This is a genomic window from Syntrophorhabdaceae bacterium, assembly GCA_028698615.1.
Taxonomy (GTDB): domain Bacteria; phylum Desulfobacterota; class Syntrophorhabdia; order Syntrophorhabdales; family Syntrophorhabdaceae; genus Delta-02.
In genome coordinates this window covers 45,449-63,743 of sequence record JAQVWF010000002.1, presented here as the reverse complement: position 1 = coordinate 63,743, position 18,295 = coordinate 45,449, and the positions used below count along the sequence as shown (strand labels likewise).

Below are 18,295 nucleotides of genomic sequence, written 5' to 3'. Positions count from 1 at the left end.
GGAACGTGAAACGTTTCTTACTTGAAATGTTTCCTGAAGGTCTTTTCCAGAACAGTCTTAACGTCCTCGCGAAACCCTTCATAACTTTTGAGGAACTTCTTGCCCCCCGGCGTTATGTTGGAACCGCCGCCTGACACACCTCCCACCCTTCGTTCCAGAAGCGCGAAGCCCAGGCGTTTCTCTATTGCCTGGAGCATCAGCCAGGCCTTGCGGTAAGACATATTGAGATCCATTGCCGCCTTGTGCAGGGAACCCGTTTCCTCTATCCGTTTGAGCACCTGGTAAGGACCCTCACCGAACGCCTTGCCGTCATTATCTATCCATACCTTGTAACCAACTTTCATATACAGGCCCCCTTGTTCTTCCATCAAGGCAATTATAGAAAACATCCTGTAATCCTGTCAAGTTACAATATTGACCCAGGCACCTCCCGCCAAACCCGGCCCCGGTGTTCATCATCGACAACAATTCTGAAGGTCCTCAATATCCTGTTATTCCGGTAGGATATACCACGCGTCCTCCAGCATGGACACAATGTCGAACCATTACGAAAAATTGGCCTTGACTTGTCCTTATATCCGATGATATATAACGTTCGTTATATCCATCAAGATACAAGGAGGCTCTGTTTATGGTTTCTCTAACACGATCCGCTCTCTTCGTCCTTATCGTTGCAGTGTTGACCCTGGCATTGGCCACACCCTCCGGCGCGCAAAACCAAAAACCGAAGGAAGATGTGTTCACCCTTGGCGAGATCGAGGTAAAGGACCGATCCGAGGTGAGCAGGAATGTGACCGTCGAAAGGATCTACGAGGAAGACATGCGCGACTTCAACAAGAACAACGTGGCGCAGGCGGTCAACCTGCTCCCCGGGGTAACGTTGACAAAGAACAGCAGAAACGAACAGATGGTCTACATCCGTGGATTTGATATGAGACGCGTTCCCATCTTCCTTGACGGCATTCCGATCTATGTGCCCTATGACGGCTATCCGGACCTCGGGCGCTTCACCACATTCGACATGTCCCAGATCACCGTTTCCAAGGGGTTCACGTCTGTGCTTTACGGCCCCAATACCGAAGGCGGGGCCATCAACATGATATCGAGAAGACCGCAGAAGGCCTTCGAGGGGAGTATCAGCACCGGGTACGCCACAGGTGACACCTTCATGAGCTATATCAATCTCGGAACGAACCAGAAGAAATGGTATCTCCAGGGCGGCGGGTCCTATGTGAGCAGCGACTACGTGAGGATGTCCGACAATTGGTCGGAAAGACCGACGGAAAACGGCGGGCACCGCGACAATTCCTACTATAGGGACAGGAAGTACAACCTGAAATTGGGGTTCACCCCCTTCGACGGCCATGAGTACGCCATCAGTTACACAAACCAGCACGGCGTGAAAGGCAACCCGGTATATGCCGGTACGGACCCGTCCGTTGCCATCCGTTACTGGCAGTGGCCCTACTGGGACAAGGAGAGCGTCTACTTCACATCAAAGACACCTGTCGGGCAAGACTCCTATTTCAAGGTAAGGTTCTACTACGATCAGTATCAGAACTCACTATACAGTTATGACAACGATACCTATTCGACAATGGATAAGAAATCCTCCTGGATGAGCGATTATAGCGACAAAACCACCGGCGGCTCCATTGAGGCCGGGACGACCCTTGTTCCCAGGAACAACATCAAAGCGGCCTTCCACTACAAGGAAGACCGCCACAAGGAACACAACCAGCCGAACCCCTACCAAAATTTCAAAGACGAAATATGGTCCGTCGGGCTTGAGGACACGCTGCAGATAGTCGACAAATTCTACACCATCTTCGGCGCCAGCTACGACAGCATAAAGACTATCAATGCGGAAGCTTACGATTCGAAGACCAACACTTTCTCCGATTTCCAAAAGGACAGTCAATCATCTCTCAACCCCCAGATCGGCTTTTTCTATGATCTTACAGACACGAGCAAGATCCACGCCAGCGTGGCGAAAAAAACCAGGCTTCCCACGATGAAGGACAAGTACTCCTACAAACAGGGGACGGCCCTGCCCAACCCGAACCTGAAACCCGAGGAGGCCATCAACTACGAACTGGGATACCAGAATACGTTCTTCAAGAAAATCGCACTGAAGACCGCCATCTTCTATTCCGATATATCGGACATGGTCATGCAGGTCAAGGTCCCCAATCCCTCCAATCCAGCAACCACATTGAACCAGAACCAGAACATCGGCGATGTGAGGAGATACGGTGCCGAACTCGATGTCTCGGGCTCCATCATCACGAACCTGAACGGCGGCTTCAATTACACCTATATCTGGTCCGACAACCGGACCGACTCCACGCGGGTGACCGATATCCCGAAACACAAGCTTGCGGCCTACGCGAAATACACGCCGCTTACGGGTCTTTCCCTCATCGCGGACATCGAATACAATTCCCAGCGATACAGCTCTTCCGACGGCATCGAGGTCGCCAGGGCCTTCGCGGTCACCAATTTCAAGGCCGCCTATGAATTCCTGAAGGGTCTCAGGATCGAAGGCGGGGTATCGAATGTATTCGACAGGGATTACTCCCTTGCCGAAGGTTACCCCGAGGCAGGCAGAAGCTATTTTACCAATCTTGTTTACAAGTTCTGAGGCTTACGATGATCATCGAGGAAACGGCGGCTCTTCTCGAAACCCTATACGGGGAGACGTTGAAGAACATCACCATCGAGAGGACCGTCGTTGGTGTCTACTTCACCGGTGTTAAGCTGTCAAACGGCTGCGGGGGTGTTTCATACACACCCGCAGCCGAACTCCATGGCTCCTGTTGCTCCATCCTCAATACAATGGGACAGAAGCAGGGGGAGCTCAAGGGTGCAGCCGTCTACGACATTCTTTTGCCGCCCCCCCGTCTCCTTCCTGACCACCGCTGCAAAACTCGCTGTCTGGATATCGTGGGCGGCGTTGTCGTCACCGATCCCGACCGCGCCCTCGACATACTTTCCGAAGGCGCGGGTGCCTATCAACTCTTCGGCGTTTGCGTACGCAAGATGAATCTTCTGAGACACAAGCCCCGGGAGGTGAGCAACTTCGCATGAATACGGCGTCCCTTCACAGCATGGGCCGGGAATTCGCGATCTCCCTCGCGATCCACATATGTATCTTCGGAGCGGTTGTGGTCTTCGGACACACCCTGGACAAACCCCGGGAGACCGTCCTCGTCTATCTTACTGATGAACTGCCCGGCGCAGGCCGCGGCGGCTCGGCCAGAGCGGCGGCGCTTTCGAAGGAAGACGCAAAACCACAGGGAAAACCTGCGACGACACCAGAAAGTGCAAAAAAGAGGCCGGAGAGATCATTGTCCACCACGAAGGCCCTTTCGAGAAACGTTGAAAAGAACACAAAAGATGAGGAACGGAAGACTCCTGCAGAGGTTGACCGCTCGGAGGCCGGGGTAGACGCGGCGAGCATCTCGAACGGCCTGCCGCAGCGGACGGGCGGGGGTGAAGGCGGACGGGGAAGCGGCGGGGGGGCTGGTTCCGGGCCCGGTGCCGGAACCGGCGTCGGAAGCGGTTACGGGCAGAGTTTCGGAAGCGGCAGGGGAGGTGCGGCTTCAAACCTGAAAATGCAATATCTGAAGGAACACTTCGGCTACATCCGGGACCTCATCATGAAACACATCAACTATCCCCACATGGCCAGGAAGATGGGGTGGAGGGGAAGGGTTGTCGTCGCCTTCATCATCAGGGAAAACGGCACCGTGGAGAATACGCGCGTCGTCAAAAGCTCCGGCTACGACGTGCTCGACAGCAACACGGTGAAGACCATCAGGGAGGCACAGCCTTTCCCGAGGCCTCCCGTTAAGGCAGAGCTTGTCATACCCATTGTCTACAAACTGGAATAGAAAGGATAAGGAAAAGGAGGAAAAATGAACACCGATCAACTGGACTTGCAGAAATGTCTCGAAAGGGCGTCACGGTTCCACGGCGACCTCTGCGCGGGGATTACGCTGGGCACGAGAATGTCCATACTGGGCCTCAAGGCGATCGGCATTGACGACCCCATGGGGAGGGACCGTAAAAACCTCATCATATTCGTCGAGACAGACCGCTGCGCCGCCGATGCTATCCTGGCCGTGACCGGATGCCATCCGGGAAAAAGGACGATGAAGATCCTCGACTATGGCAAGATGGCGGCAACATTCATCAATCTGGCCACAGGCAAGGCCGTCCGCGTCGTGACGAAGGACAAGACTATCGACCCGAACAAGGAATACACCCGGGAGATGATCGAGCAAGAACCGCACACGGAAAAATACGCCATGATGCCCGCCGAGGACCTCTTCGAATTCGAGGAGGTGGAGGTGGACCTGAGACCCGAAGATATGCCCGGCAAACCCCTGAGGATTGTCACATGTTCCGCCTGCGGGGAGCGAGTCATGGATATGAGGGAGATCAGAGACAACGGCAGGATACTCTGCAGGCCCTGTGCGGAAAGCAGGACCTACTGGCGGAAAAAAAGTTGAAAACAGGATACTTCAATGGCTGATACGGTAATTGACTGGAACGAGGTCTGGAAACATGAGACTGCAAAAAGGTCTGTAGAGAAACGGGATGTCCATTTCTGGAATGAAAAGGCCCGCAACTTCTTCAACAAACCCTGGGAATCGAATTACTCCGGGGATTTCCTCAAGATCATGGAACCCAGGCGCTGCTGGACCGTTCTCGACATGGCATCCGGCACAGGCGCGTTGACCATCCCTCTGTCGAGATACGTCAGGAGGATAACCGCTGTCGATTTCTCGCCGAGGATGCTCGAAGCTCTCGAGAAACAATGCCGGATACAGGGCATCGAGAACGTCACCACCATCAATGCAAGCTGGGATGATGACTGGATGTCCAGGGGCATCGGCGAATATGACGTTGTCGTGGCGTCGCGGTGCCTCGTCGTCGATGATCTGCAGAAAGCCGTTCTGAAATTGAACAGTGCGGCCCGGGAACGCGTCTACATTTCCACCATCGTTGGGGACGGGCCTCATGACAGAAGGATCTATGAGGCCGTCGGGAGGCGACTCACACCCGGGCCGGACTACATATACACCTACAACCTCCTCCACCAGCTCGGCATTTACGCAAGCCTGTTCATCATCAAAGACCTCAGGGTGGAATCCTTCCGCGATAACGATGAGGCTTTTGCACACTACGAGCATTTCCTGGGGAAATTGACAAGAGGTGAAAAACGGGACCTGCGGAATTATCTCCGAAAGCACCTTGTGTCGAGAAACGGAAAGTGGGTCCTCGACTATAAGAGAATGACACGTTGGGCGGTGATGTGGTGGGAAAAGGAATGAACGAGGTCGTCCACCCATGAGACAGGGGATGCTCATCGCATCGCTTTTCGCCGCCCTCGTGCTCGCCGTCCTCATGTCCCTGGCGCTCGGCAAATATCCCCTGGGACTCTCAGACATCTGTTCCTTCTTCCTCTGGAAGCTCTTCGACGCCGGCGTGACCTTCTCGATCGACAGACAATTGCTGGAGAACATTCTCCTCAATATACGCTTGCCTCGCATCATGGCGGCGGTTTTTGTCGGCGCATCCCTGTCGATCTCGGGGGCCGCTTTCCAGGCGATGTTCATCAATCCCCTCGTTTCGCCGGGCATACTGGGCGTGCTCGCCGGCGCCTCTTTCGGTGCGGCCCTTGGCATGATACTCTCGAAGAGCTGGTTCTTCGTCCAGGCGAGCTGTTTCCTTTTCGGGTTTCTGGCTGTCATGGCGGCCGTCGGGGTCGCCCGCCTGTATAGAGGCAACACCGTTCTTCTCCTGATCCTCGGCGGGGTAATAAGCGGGGCGCTGTTTACATCCCTCCTGTCCATCGTGAAATACCTCGCCGACCCTTACAACCAGCTTCCGGCAATCGTCTACTGGCTGATGGGCGGACTCACTCTGGTCGATGGAAGCACGATCAGGAATACCGCGATCCCCGTCGTCGGCGGGATAGCTCTCATCATTTCGCTCTCGGGATATCTCAACGTTCTGAGCATGGGCGACGAAGAGGCCCGGGCGATGGGCGTTCCCGTGGAAAGGATACGGTTTCTCCTCATTATCCTGGCAACCATGCTGAGCGCCATCACTGTTGTGCTCGCCGGCATGGTCGGCTGGGTAGGCCTCATCATCCCCCATGTCGCCAGGATGATCGTCGGGCCCGACAACCGCGTGCTTATCCCCGTGAGTGCCCTCATCGGTGCATTGTATCTCGTGGCGGTCGACGACGTTTCGCGTCTTCTTTTCGCAACCGAGATACCGCTGGGGATCATCACATCTCTCGTGGGTATACCTTTCTTTGCCGCCGTTCTCAAAAAGGCGAACAGGGGGTGGAGCTGATGCCCCTCATGGAGGCAAACAATATCGTTTTTGCCTACACGGACAAACCGGTCCTGAACGACGTCACCATGGAAGTCCATGAGGGAGAGGTTGTGACGCTTCTGGGGCCGAACGGCAGCGGGAAAAGCACCCTTCTCAAATCCATCCTCGGGCTCATCAAGCCGAAGAAAGGTACGGTCCGCCTCCGCGGGAAGGACATAGCGTCTATCACGCAGAGAGAACTGGCGAGACAGATAGCCTACGTTCCCCAGACCCATAAAAGTACATTCCCCTACAGCGTCTTCGACGTCATTCTCATGGGAAGGATGCCCCACAAGACCTTTTTCTTCCGGTACTCACGGGAGGATATGAACATTGCACGGACCGTGATGGAGCGCCTTTCCATCACTCATCTCTCCCGGCGCCCTTACACGGAGATAAGCGGCGGCGAGAGGCAGCTCACCCTCATTGCGCGGGCGCTGGCCCAGGGAGCGCGCATCTTCGTCATGGATGAACCGGCAAGCGGCCTCGACTACGGCAATCAGCTCAAACTGCTGGAGCATATCACCGCTCTGTCCCGGGAGGGGTACACCTTTATCAAGTCGACCCATTCACCGGAACACGCCATCTGGATAGCCCACCGCGCGGTCATGATCAGAAACGGGACAATCATCGCCGACGGGTGCTGCGACGACGTGGTGAACAACGAAACTCTCTTTCGCCTCTATAACACAAGGGTGAACGTGGTGCGGCTGAACGGGTCGCTCCGGGTCTGCATACCGGAGGCAATTCACAACAGGGGGGCGAAAAACCAAACGGAACGCGGGGAACGCAACGGAGCGCCTCAGACCGGCAGCAGCGAACGGGACATGCCTGAGAGACGTTGCTGAAAACATCACTCGAGGTCGAACGATGATCAGTTACGACGATGCGCTGAAAAAGATGAAGGAAAGAGAGAGACCCATGAATTGCCGGATTATCGCAGCGCAATGCGTGAGGTCACGGACGCTGTGCACACTAATCGTCCTTGTTCTGGCCGCCCTGTTGCCCACGACACAGCTCAACGCGAGAGAGCTTACCGACATATTCGGCGGGAAGGTTGTCGTCCCTGACCACATACGGAAAGCCTATGCAACATCGCCGCCCGCTACCTACATGCTCTATGCCATTGACCCCGCGGTCCTTGCGGGACTCAATACCCCGGTCCGGAAATGGGAGAAAAGGTATCTTCGCAAACAGATCCAGAGGCTGCCCGTGCTCGGCGGATGGTACGGCCAGGGATATGTTCCCAATATCGAGATGGTGCTGAAAGTGAATCCCCAGATCATCATCGTACCCAGTCTCCATTCGGCGATCGACGAGAGAACGAACCACACGCTCAAGGACGTACCCATACCGGCCGTAAGCGTGAAAATGGACACACTCGCCAGTTATCCCGATGCGTTCACCACCCTGGGTGAGGCGCTTGGCCGGCAGCGACGTGCGAAAAAGCTGAGCGTATATGCCCGGAAAACTGCCGCTCAGATAGCGCGGATCGTGGATACCCTGCCGTCAGACCGCAGGGTATCGGTCTACTACGCCGAAGGAGAAGACGGATTGAGCACCGAGTGCGGGGCGTCCATGCACGTCGAACTTATAGAACTGGCCGGCGGACTCAACGTCCACCGATGTGCCTCGAAGACCGGCTACGGCATGGAAAAGGTTTCGCTGGAACAGGTTTTGCTTTACAACCCGGACGTGATCCTGGTCTTTGAAAGGCTCTTTTTCAAAAGCATCCTCTCCGACCCCAGGTGGCGGCAGATCAAAGCGGTACGAGAGGGGAAGGTATATCTCATTCCGAGACAGCCCTTCAACTGGTTTGACCGCCCTCCTTCCTTCATGCGTGTTTTGGGCCTGAAATGGCTGACGAACCTCCTCCACCCCGAACTGTATCCCGTGGACATCGTGAAGGAGACACAGAGTTTCTACACCCTCTTTCTTGACGTAAATCTCACCCGAAAAGAAGCGTCGGCAATCCTCTATTACCGAACACCCGATTGATAGGCCTGGGGACAAAAGACAAAAAAACACTTGACAGCGTTATTCCCTATCGTATATAACACTATTATGAGAGTGACACCGGGAGGATGGTTAATCCATCGCATGGGTACAATGGATCGGAAAACAAAGGGACCTTCGGAGAACGTGTATTCAGGACGGCAGAGCGATCGAATCAACGGCAGGGAGGTCTTTTCTTAATAGCGCAAATCCTCTAATAATCCTTTCTATTGAGAATATGGTCGTCGCGTGCATTGGGCCGGGCGGCCATATTTTCTTCTGCGATTTTCTTTTTATCTCACCGACCGGTGGAGGTGTCATCGGTCTGTCAGCATCCGGGCTCACCGGGGTGACCGCAGCAGCCGCGCATAGTGATCATCTTTTTTGCGTTGTTGCGAAAAAGAAGCCACGTCTTTCTCCACAGGGGCATGTCGGCATGGAGGTTCGTGAAGAACGCCCGCACGCTCGGCCTTCCATGCCTGTGACCATGGTCCTCCACGGCTATGGCTTGTCACCAACGAGAGGCAAAACCTTGTCGACGTGGAAGTAGACGACGAAGCGCTTCTCGTTCTTCTGTTCCTCGGGGACCTTGTACGTCTTGCGCCAGCGGAACTGTTCGATCTTCACAGGATCCGACTCCTCGCGCATCTTCGTGAGGTAGAGGCGCTTTCCGACGAAGGTGTTTCCTGCCGCCTCGGCAAAAATGTAGGCGGCATGGGGGTTCGACTGGAGGTTGGCGTGGGTCAACCGGTCCGTCATTATCCACACCGCCGTTTCCTCATCGACAAAGTGGGGCCGGGAATAGACCGCCGCATCAACGCTGCCCTTTGCATCCGCCGTGGCGAGAACACCCCTTCCCAAAGTGTTTTCAAAATACTCGCTGAGCTTCATAACCCCTCCTTAGTGCCTTATTGTCTTGTTTTCTCATTATAGCAAAGAATCGCGGATTTGTTGTAGAATAACAGAGGGAGCAGCATGGCCGTATTACCGCAGAGGATCGAGAGCTTGAGGCAGGGGCAGCCCTCCCGGGGGCCTGTAGTATACTGGATGAGCCGCGATCACCGCGCGGCCGACAACTGGGCGCTTCTGTTCGCCCAGGAAACGGCCCTGCGGCACGCCCTCCCTCTCGTCGTCGTCTTCTGCCTTTCCGATTCCTTTCTCGGCGCGACACTGAGGCAGTATGGCTTCATGCTCCGCGGCCTCGAAGAGGTCTGCGGAACACTTCAGGCCCTTTCCATCCCCTTCTTCCTCCTGCCCGGGGAGCCCGCAGACACCCTGCCAGGATTCATCGAACAAAACGGGGTGTCATTTCTTGTCAGCGACTTCGATCCCCTTCGCGTCAAGAAGCAATGGAAAGAGGCTGTCTTGCTCAAAACATCGGTCCCTTTCTACGAGGTCGACACCCACAATATCGTCCCCTGCCGGATGGCTTCGGACAAACGGGAATATGGTGCCCATACGATCAGAAAGAAGATAGGGCGGCTCTTGCCTGCCTTTCTCGACGAAATACCGGCGCTCCAAAAACATCCATACCCTTCCGGGATGGCGGGTAATCCCGTCGATGCAAGGGCCCTGCTGCGGGGTTTCAGGATAGACCGGTCCGTGGAAGAGGTGGACTTTTTAAGCCCCGGAGAAAACAGGGCCCGGGAAACGCTCCGGTCATTTATCGACGGGAGGCTTGACAAGTACGAAACCGGCCGGAATGACCCCGTGAACGATTGCCAGTCCAACCTTTCGCCTTATCTTCACTTCGGACAGATATCGGCCCAGCGCGTGGCATTGGAGGTGCGGAATTGCTCCGCCGGCGCTTTTTCGAAGGCCGCCTTTCTTGAAGAGCTTATCGTTCGCAGGGAACTCTCGGACAATTACTGCCACTACACCCCGTGCTATGACAGCTTTGAGGCCTTTCCACAATGGGCCAAAAAGACTCTCGATGACCACCGGGCCGACAGGCGCTTCCATCTCTATTCACCGGAACAGCTGGAAACGGCGAGAACCCACGATGACCTCTGGAACGCGATCCAGATGCAGATGGTGACCAGGGGAAAGATGCACGGTTACATGAGGATGTACTGGGCCAAAAAGATACTCGAATGGACTGCGTCGCCCGAAGAGGCGCTGTCGACAGCAATTCTTCTCAACGACCGCTACGAGCTTGACGGGCGAGACCCGAACGGTTACGCGGGCATCGCCTGGAGCGTCGGCGGGGTGCACGACAGGCCCTGGGGCGAACGGAATATTTTTGGAAAAATAAGATACATGAGTTATAATGGATGCGCGTCGAAATTCAACGTGAAACGTTACATCAAAGGGATCATCCGACCCGACAGCTGAGAAAACAGACAAAGGGAGGCTAAAGATCATGGCCGGGATAAAGTCCATACCAAAGGCAACACAAAAGGGCGTCGCCGACGTCGCGAAACGGCTCAAGGCCTTCGGCGCAAAGGAACCCTTCGCAGTCCTCGCGACGGGCGAGAAAGGCAGACCCTACACCTCCCTCATATCCTTCGCACTCACTCCCGATCTGAGACAGGTCATATTCGCAACACCGAAAAACACAAGGAAGTTCAAAAACATCATCAGCTTGAAGGATGTGGCCCTGCTGATCGACAACCGCTCCAACAGGAATAGAGGCTTCACCGAAACGGAAGCCATTACCATTTTGGGTACCGCCACGGCACTTCGCCGCGGCAGGGCCTGGTTGGAATATGCCGGGATCTTCCTGAAAAAACACCCCGAATTGGAGGAGTTCATAAACACATCGACAACAGCCCTCGTCGTCGTCGATGTGAAGAGCTGCGTTCACGTGGGGAACTTCCAGACCGTCACCGTCATGGACTGGAACAACGAGGAGAGCTAACAAACATGTGGAATTGGAAACCATTTTACGAAGATGAGAACATAAGCGTTTTCTGCGATCTGGACCAGATCGTCGATACGGAACCGGACGAGAACGGTCTATACGCCTCGCCGGACTGCTATCGCCCTCTGCCGCTTCGTTTCGGCGTATTCTTGTCCATCGTCCTCAAGAACAAGGACGACATGGCCCGTTATCTCGAGGAGCGCAAGAATCGCTCCCTTCCCCTCAAGGGATATAAATCATATCGCTATTCCCTGTGCCTTGCCGAAATGGACATGCACGACATGCGTTGCCGTATCCTGCCGGCGGGAGACTATGATTCGAAGGACCGCGAACTCGGCGACGCCTGCATCATCACCGACGTCACCCCGGCCATCCTTCCCGGCATAAACGACGAGTGGAAACCCATAAGATCAAAAAGATCCCACCCCATGATACGGGCACTGGCAAAGATGTTTTTCTTAAAAGATTGAGACGCGTAATTGGCAATGGGAAGAGCGGCCATTACTTCAAACCTGCCTTTTTCAAATTGACATAGACCGATTCGTCGGGTTATAAACTGGCATGATCGAACGGTATACGCGGGAGCGGATGGCTCGGGTTTGGACGGATGAGAACAAGTACAGGAAATGGCTCGATATAGAGGTTCTCATCTGCGAGGCGTACACGAAGCTTGGCCTCATCCCTGAAGAAGACATGAAGAACATCGGGGAGAAAGCGAACTTCGATGTTGCAAGGGTGCTCGAGATCGAAGAGCGGACCCGCCACGACGTAGTCGCCTTCATCGAGAACGTCGCCGAATATGTCGGACCCTCCTCCAAGTACATCCACATGGGCGTCACCTCATCGGACATCCTCGATACATCCTTTTCGTGCCTTCTCAACGAGGCGGCGGATATCCTCATCGAGGACATAGCCGCGCTCATGGAGGTTCTCAAGGAAAAGGCCTACGCCTGCAAGGACATGCCCGCCATCGGCAGAACCCATGGCATCCATGCCGAGCCGGTCACCTTCGGTCTCAAGATAACCCATTTCTACGACGAGATGAAACGGAACCTGGAGCGGATGAAGGCGGCAAAGGAGCGCATCCGCCATGGAAAGATATCGGGCGCCGTCGGCACCTACGCCCACGTCCCGCCCTTCGTGGAGCAGCACGTCTGCGAAAATCTGGGCCTTAAGGTGTGTCCCATATCGTCACAGATCATTCCCCGGGACTATTACGCGGAGTTTTTCACGACCATAGCACTCACGGGCTCCACCATCGAACGTATGTCCATGGAGGTCCGCAACCTTCAGCGTACCGAGGTGGGCGAGGCGGAGGAGTTCTTCCGAAAGGGACAGACGGGATCGTCGGCGATGCCGCACAAGAGAAACCCCATCGCATCAGAAAACCTCTGCGGAATGGCACGGCTCCTCCATGGCTACGCCATGACATCGATGGAGAACATCCCTCTCTGGCACGAGAGGGACATCAGCCACTCGTCGGCGGAAAGGGTCATTGCCCCTGACGCAACCATCGCCCTCGATTATATGCTCGAAAGGGTAAAGAACGTCTTCAAGAACCTCATCGTCTATCCCGAGAAGATGCAGAAGAACCTCGACATCACGCGGGGGCTCTATCACTCGGAAGCGATACTCATCGCCCTTATCAGGAAAGGGCTTACAAGGCAGGAAGCATACAAGGCCACCCAGGGCGTAGCCATGCGCTGTTATGAAGGCGGCCTTGATTTCGTTACAGAGCTGAAAAAGGATGCCGAACTGGCAAAGCACCTCTCCGCGAAAGAAATAGAAGAGACCTGCACCAACGAACATTACTTCCGCCACATCGACACGATATTCAAAAGAATATACGAGTAAAAACGGCTTGAACGGTTAGAACCGTCAGAACGTTGTATCTCTGAGGCAAAAAATAAAGGGACATGACTTTGGACGAATCCCGATGCCAGATTCGGTCGATATCGAGGCGGCAAGGATGAGGCGACGCAGGCGTACGTCCGTACGTCGAGGAGCCGAGGACGCGGCCAACGAAGAGAGCGGCCGGATATGGCATCGGGATCAGCAGGCGGCTTTAACGTAGCGGATGTGCAGGTCATAAAGGATGCCGTCGATGAGACGATCCTCCTCCGCGTTCAGGTTGCCCTTCGTCTTTTCCTTTAATATCTCTATGATCGTGATCGTCTGCTTTGCCAGGGAAAGGTTGACGTTCTTTTCGCTGCTGATGGGATCCGGCAGCTCCCCGAGACACACCATTGCCGATGTCGAGAGCGACAACAGGAACGTGGAGAAGTTCAAATCGGGAAAAAGATGCTCTTCCGCGGCACTGCACGTGCCGACCTCGTCCTTCACCTGTTTCTTTATATCATCCAATTCTGCCATAACAACCCCCTATAGGAGAGTATCGAGCTTTACCGGCACGAAAAAGAGACTGTCGTCCCTTTTTACCTGGTAGAGGATGTAGTTCCTCGTGAGCCCTTCTATCATAAATGCGTCGAAATCCTTGTTGTTCTTTACCGGGTTATTGTTGATCTTAACGATAACGTCGCCTTTCTTCAAGCCCGATTTCATGGCGATGCCGCCGGGAAGCACCTTCACTACCACGACGCCGTCCCTGTCACGAAGGCGGTATTTCAATTTAGGGTACCCCGATATATCGGAAACCTTCATGCCGCACAGAACTTTGTCAACGGGCTGCGGCATGTACTCCTCGATGTCGGAAACATCGATATTGACAGTGTATTTTTTCCCTGCCCTGGTCAGGCGCAGCCGGAGGGTAGCCTTCGACTTCACGGAACGGATGGCGACCTGAAGCTTCAAGGATTCGCGGATCACTCTCTTGTTTATCTCCGTGATCCTGTCTCCCGCCTTGAACCCGTATTTCGCGGCGGGGCTTCCGGGTATGATCCGGTTGACGAGAAGATAATGCCTTTTATCTTCCTTGTGCCTCTCGATAAAAAGACCGAGAATGGGACGCGTCAACTTGCTCTCCGTGAATTCCGAAAGGATGGTCATCACGTCGTCCATGGGGATGGCAAACCCTATCCCCTTGCCTTCACCGTAAATTGCCGTGACTATGCCCATCGGGGCGCCGTCGGTGCCGAGGAGGGCACCGCCGCTGTTGCCGGGATTGATGGCCGCATCCGTCTGGATGAGATCGGCATAGACCTTGTTGTCTATTCTCAGGTTTCGCCCCAGGGCACTCACGACACCCAGGGAAACGGAACTGGAAAGACCATAGGGGTTTCCTATGACTATGGCCCTCTCGCCGACGCGGATCTTCCTCTGTTTTATCGTAAGGTGCGGGAAATCCGTCCTGTCCGAGACAATCTTGAGGAGGGCGATATCATATTCCGGGTCGCTCCCGAGGACATAGGCTTCGTACTCCTTGCCGTTGATGAACTTCACCCTGATATTTATGGCCCGGGCTATGAGGTGTTCATTGGTGACGATAATGCCTGCGGGATCGAGGACCACGCCGGAACCGATGTTCTCGACAAGTTCCTCCACCTGATCGTCGCCCGAAAAATACCTTTTGAACAGGGACGACGACTTTTTTTCTTCCGATTCGGTTTTGAAAAGCTCCTCTGTCTTGATATTGACTATGGCCCTGCTGGCCGTCTCCACCACATCGGCTATCCTGTCATCCTGATCAACCTGAGGACGGGCCTGCCCGCAGGCTACCCCGGAGACAACAAGGAAGACGCCGCTGAAGAAAAGAAGCGCGACCGGCAGGCACAACGCCTTCGCTCTCCTTCTTTTCACAGATGATGGTCTACCTCGCATTGTCATAGATGACACCCGGCAACATAGGGATCGCAAACGGGGCCGCGGTCTTTCTCAGGAACGACCTTCCCCGGACTTGCGGCGCTTTTTAATGAGTTTCTTCACCGAATCGAGGATAATATGGGCAATCTCGTCCTTGCTCAACCGCGGCACCTGCTTGGTGGCACCGGAACGGTCGATGATCGTCACTTCATTTTCTTCGGACCCGAAACCGATGCCCTGCTGGGCAACATTATTCGCCACAATGAGATCGAGGTCCTTTCTCTTGAGCTTGCCGAGGGCATGCTCGATGATATTCTCCGTCTCGGCGGCAAAACCCACCACGATCCTGTCGCCTTTCACCCTGCAAAGTTCGGCGATGATATCGGGATTCTTTTCGAGTTCCAGTGTCATAAGATCGACATCACCCTTTTTCTTTATCTTCTGGCAATTCTCATTCCTGCATCTGAAGTCTGCAACGGCGGCTGCCTTGATGATCACCGTGCAGTCCTTGTGATATTCCATGACAGCGTCTCTCATCTCGCAGGCCGTTACGACACTCTCCACCCTGATGTCCATGCGCGGCACGGGTATCGAGGTCTCCCCGGTGATGAGAAGCACTTCGGCTCCGCGGCGGCGCGCCATCTTTGCGAGGGCATAGCCCATCTTCCCCGATGACCTGTTGGTTATGCAGCGCACGGGGTCGATGTACTCGGTGGTCGGTCCCGCGGTAACCATGATACGTTCCGAACGGAGGTCTTTTTCCGTGAAAATGTCCTCTATCCTTTCTACGATCTCTTCTATGCCCGGAAGACGTCCCTTGCCTTCGGTACCGCAGGCGAGATCGCCGCTTGCAGGCTCCATGAGCTCATAACCGGCTTCCTTTAGCTTCTGGAGATTCGCCTGGACCATCTTGCTTGACCACATCTTGGTGTTCATGGAGGGAACGAAAAAGACAGGCACCGTCGTCGCCATGACCATGGTGGTCAGGAAATCGTCCGCTATCCCGTTCGCTATCTTCCCGATGATATTGGCCGTTGCAGGGGATATGACGAGAAGATCGGCTATGTCGGACAGGGCAATATGTCCTATCTTGGAGCCCCGGAAAAGCTCGAACATCTCATGGATAACGGGATTCCCGGACAACGTCTGGAAAGTCAGCGGCGTGACGAACTGCATGGCGTTCTTCGTCATGACCACATGGACATTGGCACCGCGCCTGGTGAGGAGCCTGATAAGCTCAGCCGTCTTGTAGGCCGCGATGCCGCCTGTAATCCCGACAATTATCTCTTTGTTGCGAAGCATGCTGAATTGTGTGTCCATAATTTTAGATGTTGAGACCGAGTCTCCTGATGAATCTCGTGAAGAGATTCGCTTTGGGCACGTGCACGGGGGATACGATGTTGACCTTGCCGATCACCTGACCGTCAAACTTGATCACCAACTCTCCCAGCCTCTGCCCTTCCCTTATCTCCCCCTTCACCCGCTCGGGCAGGAGAATCTCCCTTGTGATTGCACCCTTTTTTTCAACAGCCACCGCGTAAAGGAAACTCTTCTCAGTCACTCCTTTCATCTTTGGGTATTTACCGTCGACGAGAAAGACGTCCTGCTCGATCACCTCTCCCTTCTTGACAACGTTCACCATTTTATACTGCGCAAAGGCCTTTTGCAACTTTTCCATCGCCAGAGAGTCGCGTATCTTCCCCGTGGGACTTCCCATGATGACGGCGATGAATCTCATATCCCCCCGTTTGGCGGTGGCGACAAGATTAAACCCGGTCCGCGAGTAATATCCCGTCTTGAGGCCGTCCGCTCCCTGAAACCTGCCGAGGAGCTTATTCGTGTTGGTCAGGGTGAATTTGCCGGCCCTGAAGGTATCCCTCTGGATGGATGTCCATTCAAGGATCTTTGGGCTCTTAAGGAGCTCCCGGGCCAAAACGGCAAGGTCGCTGCAGGAGGTCTGGTCTTCCTTTCCGCCCTCTGACGGAGGGAGGCCATGAACGGTATGAAACTCCGTATCGGCAAGCCCGAGCATCTTGGCCTGGGCGTTCATCAACTGCACCATCCCGTCTTTGCTGCCGGCCACATGCTCGCTGATCGCATAGGCGGCATCATTGCCGGAGGCGACCATCATTGCCTTCATGAGGTCCTCAAGGGCAAAGACCTCACCCTCTTTGAGATAGACCTGGCTTCCGCCGATCTTTGACGCTTCCTTCGAAATGGTCACCTTGTCGGTAAGTTTGACCTCCCCCGTGGCGAGTTTTCCCATGACCACGTAGGCCACCATGAGCTTTGTTATGCTTGCCGGAGCCCGCCTTTCATTGATGTTGCTGCCGTCGATCATCTTGCCCCCGTTGGCCTCGACGACGATAAAGGACCTGCAGGGAGGCACGGCCTCCTTGCTCTGCCGGGCGGCGGTCTTCTTGTGGGCGGCATTCTTGGCCGCGGCATATGCCGTGAGATTGATGAGGCACAATGACATCACCAAAACAAATACGAACAGTTTTCTCATATACTCCGGGTTCCTTAGTTATTTGCTCAGTTTGTCCATGAACATTTTTATGAGGTCTATGGGCAACGGGAAAATTATGGTAGAGTTCTTCTCCGTTGATATCTCTATCAGTGTCTGCAGATACCTCAACTGCAGCGACATCGGGTTCTGTGAAAGGATCTCCGACGCCTGCGAGAGCTTTGTGGCCGCCTGGAATTCACCTTCGGCACTGATAACCTTCGCCCTTCTCTCCCTCTCCGCCTCTGCCTGGCGTGCAATGGCCCTCTGCATCTCCTGAGGAAGGTCGACGTTCTTTACCTCCACGTTTGACACCTTTATGCCCCATGGCTCTGTATGCGTGTCGAGGATCTCCTGAAGCCTTTCGTTCAATTGCTCCCTGTGTGAAAGCAGATCGTCCAGTTCGGCCTGTCCGAGAACGCTTCTTAACGTGGTCTGGGAGAGCTGGCTTGTCGCGTAGAGGAAGTTTTCCACGTCGATGATCGCTTTCAACGGGTCTACAACGCGGAAGTAGACGACGGCGTTCACCTTGATGGAGACATTATCGCGAGTGATGACATCCTGCGGGGGTATGTCGAGGACAACGGTGCGCAGGCTCACCTTGACCATGCGGTCGATGATGGGAATAAGTATGATGAGACCCGGTCCTTTCGGCACGCCGAGCACCCTGCCGAGCCTGAAGATGACGCCCCTTTCATACTCGTTGAGTATCTTGATCGCGCTGAAAAGAAAAAATACGACAATTACGACGATAAACAGGATCGGAATCGAAAACATGC

20 protein-coding genes are annotated in these 18,295 nt (G+C 54.6%); 12 read left to right on the top strand and 8 right to left on the bottom strand.

Annotated features, from left to right (window positions below; all coding sequences use genetic code 11):
* Nucleotides 1–17: 17 nt before the first annotated feature.
* Nucleotides 18–344 carry a LysR family transcriptional regulator gene (locus PHC90_01475; GenBank protein ID MDD3845010.1) on the bottom strand — a complete coding sequence of 109 codons (327 nt, stop codon included), beginning with the start codon at nucleotides 342–344 and terminating at the stop codon, nucleotides 18–20.
* 287 nt (nucleotides 345–631) lie between these two features.
* Between PHC90_01475 and PHC90_01470 the strand changes: the two genes are divergently transcribed.
* The 8 genes from PHC90_01470 to PHC90_01435 are packed head-to-tail and all read left to right on the top strand — an operon-like array spanning nucleotide 632 to nucleotide 8,391.
* Entirely contained in the window at nucleotides 632–2,644 is a 2,013-nt protein-coding gene (locus tag PHC90_01470; GenBank protein ID MDD3845009.1) for a TonB-dependent receptor, read from the top strand.
* Nucleotides 2,645–2,652: 8 nt separating this feature from the next.
* On the top strand, nucleotides 2,653–3,090 hold the full coding sequence (locus tag PHC90_01465) for a DUF4213 domain-containing proteins (GenBank protein ID MDD3845008.1): 438 nt from the start codon (nucleotides 2,653–2,655) through the stop codon (nucleotides 3,088–3,090).
* A complete protein-coding gene (locus tag PHC90_01460; GenBank protein ID MDD3845007.1) occupies nucleotides 3,087–3,896 on the top strand; it encodes an energy transducer TonB in 810 nt (269 codons plus the stop codon). The genes PHC90_01465 and PHC90_01460 overlap by 4 nt, the downstream gene beginning before the upstream one ends.
* 24 nt (nucleotides 3,897–3,920) lie before the next feature.
* The gene (locus tag PHC90_01455; GenBank protein MDD3845006.1) at nucleotides 3,921–4,517 is read left to right on the top strand and encodes an FmdE family protein; all 597 of its coding nucleotides are present in this window, start codon (nucleotides 3,921–3,923) and stop codon (nucleotides 4,515–4,517) included.
* 15 nt (nucleotides 4,518–4,532) lie between these two features.
* Complete coding sequence (locus PHC90_01450; GenBank protein ID MDD3845005.1) at nucleotides 4,533–5,342, top strand: class I SAM-dependent methyltransferase; 810 nt, start codon at nucleotides 4,533–4,535, stop codon at nucleotides 5,340–5,342.
* Nucleotides 5,343–5,358: 16 nt separating this feature from the next.
* Nucleotides 5,359–6,372, top strand: a complete 1,014-nt coding sequence (locus PHC90_01445; protein ID MDD3845004.1) for an iron ABC transporter permease — start codon at nucleotides 5,359–5,361, stop codon at nucleotides 6,370–6,372.
* On the top strand, nucleotides 6,372–7,241 hold the full coding sequence (locus tag PHC90_01440; protein MDD3845003.1) for an ABC transporter ATP-binding protein: 870 nt from the start codon (nucleotides 6,372–6,374) through the stop codon (nucleotides 7,239–7,241). Before PHC90_01445 ends, PHC90_01440 begins: the two co-directional genes overlap by 1 nt.
* Nucleotides 7,242–7,263: 22 nt before the next feature.
* Entirely contained in the window at nucleotides 7,264–8,391 is a 1,128-nt protein-coding gene (locus tag PHC90_01435) for an ABC transporter substrate-binding protein (GenBank protein MDD3845002.1), read from the top strand.
* 325 nt (nucleotides 8,392–8,716) lie between these two features.
* Here PHC90_01435 and PHC90_01430 read toward each other — a convergent pair whose 3' ends face one another.
* Together PHC90_01430 and PHC90_01425 are read right to left on the bottom strand one after the other, a co-directional pair.
* A complete protein-coding gene (locus PHC90_01430; GenBank protein ID MDD3845001.1) occupies nucleotides 8,717–8,851 on the bottom strand; it encodes a hypothetical protein in 135 nt (44 codons plus the stop codon).
* 38 nt (nucleotides 8,852–8,889) lie between these two features.
* Nucleotides 8,890–9,279, bottom strand: coding sequence for a pyridoxamine 5'-phosphate oxidase family protein (locus tag PHC90_01425; protein ID MDD3845000.1), 390 nt, complete (start codon nucleotides 9,277–9,279; stop codon nucleotides 8,890–8,892).
* Between the two features lie 84 nt (nucleotides 9,280–9,363).
* Between PHC90_01425 and PHC90_01420 the strand changes: the two genes are divergently transcribed.
* The 4 genes from PHC90_01420 (at nucleotide 9,364) to purB (ending at nucleotide 13,105) form a co-directional block, all read left to right on the top strand.
* The gene (locus PHC90_01420; GenBank protein MDD3844999.1) at nucleotides 9,364–10,722 is read left to right on the top strand and encodes a deoxyribodipyrimidine photo-lyase; all 1,359 of its coding nucleotides are present in this window, start codon (nucleotides 9,364–9,366) and stop codon (nucleotides 10,720–10,722) included.
* A gap of 28 nt (nucleotides 10,723–10,750) precedes the next feature.
* Entirely contained in the window at nucleotides 10,751–11,248 is a 498-nt protein-coding gene (locus PHC90_01415) for a pyridoxamine 5'-phosphate oxidase family protein (GenBank protein MDD3844998.1), read from the top strand.
* Nucleotides 11,249–11,253: 5 nt separating this feature from the next.
* A complete protein-coding gene (locus PHC90_01410) occupies nucleotides 11,254–11,721 on the top strand; it encodes a hypothetical protein (GenBank protein ID MDD3844997.1) in 468 nt (155 codons plus the stop codon).
* Nucleotides 11,722–11,812: 91 nt separating this feature from the next.
* Nucleotides 11,813–13,105 carry an adenylosuccinate lyase gene (gene purB / locus PHC90_01405; GenBank protein MDD3844996.1) on the top strand — a complete coding sequence of 431 codons (1,293 nt, stop codon included), beginning with the start codon at nucleotides 11,813–11,815 and terminating at the stop codon, nucleotides 13,103–13,105.
* 198 nt (nucleotides 13,106–13,303) lie between these two features.
* Here purB and PHC90_01400 read toward each other — a convergent pair whose 3' ends face one another.
* From PHC90_01400 to PHC90_01380, 5 genes are all read right to left on the bottom strand, one after another.
* Nucleotides 13,304–13,624 carry a DUF1844 domain-containing protein gene (locus PHC90_01400; GenBank protein MDD3844995.1) on the bottom strand — a complete coding sequence of 107 codons (321 nt, stop codon included), beginning with the start codon at nucleotides 13,622–13,624 and terminating at the stop codon, nucleotides 13,304–13,306.
* 9 nt (nucleotides 13,625–13,633) lie between these two features.
* Nucleotides 13,634–15,007 carry a trypsin-like peptidase domain-containing protein gene (locus tag PHC90_01395; protein ID MDD3844994.1) on the bottom strand — a complete coding sequence of 458 codons (1,374 nt, stop codon included), beginning with the start codon at nucleotides 15,005–15,007 and terminating at the stop codon, nucleotides 13,634–13,636.
* 75 nt (nucleotides 15,008–15,082) lie between these two features.
* Nucleotides 15,083–16,330 (bottom strand): bifunctional phosphopantothenoylcysteine decarboxylase/phosphopantothenate--cysteine ligase CoaBC, encoded by a 1,248-nt coding sequence (gene coaBC, locus PHC90_01390; protein ID MDD3844993.1) that lies wholly within the window; start codon nucleotides 16,328–16,330, stop codon nucleotides 15,083–15,085.
* Between the two features lie 4 nt (nucleotides 16,331–16,334).
* Nucleotides 16,335–17,519, bottom strand: a complete 1,185-nt coding sequence (locus tag PHC90_01385; protein MDD3844992.1) for a D-alanyl-D-alanine carboxypeptidase — start codon at nucleotides 17,517–17,519, stop codon at nucleotides 16,335–16,337.
* Between the two features lie 18 nt (nucleotides 17,520–17,537).
* Nucleotides 17,538–18,293, bottom strand: a complete 756-nt coding sequence (locus tag PHC90_01380; GenBank protein ID MDD3844991.1) for an SPFH domain-containing protein — start codon at nucleotides 18,291–18,293, stop codon at nucleotides 17,538–17,540.
* Between the last annotated feature and the right edge of the window lie 2 nt (nucleotides 18,294–18,295).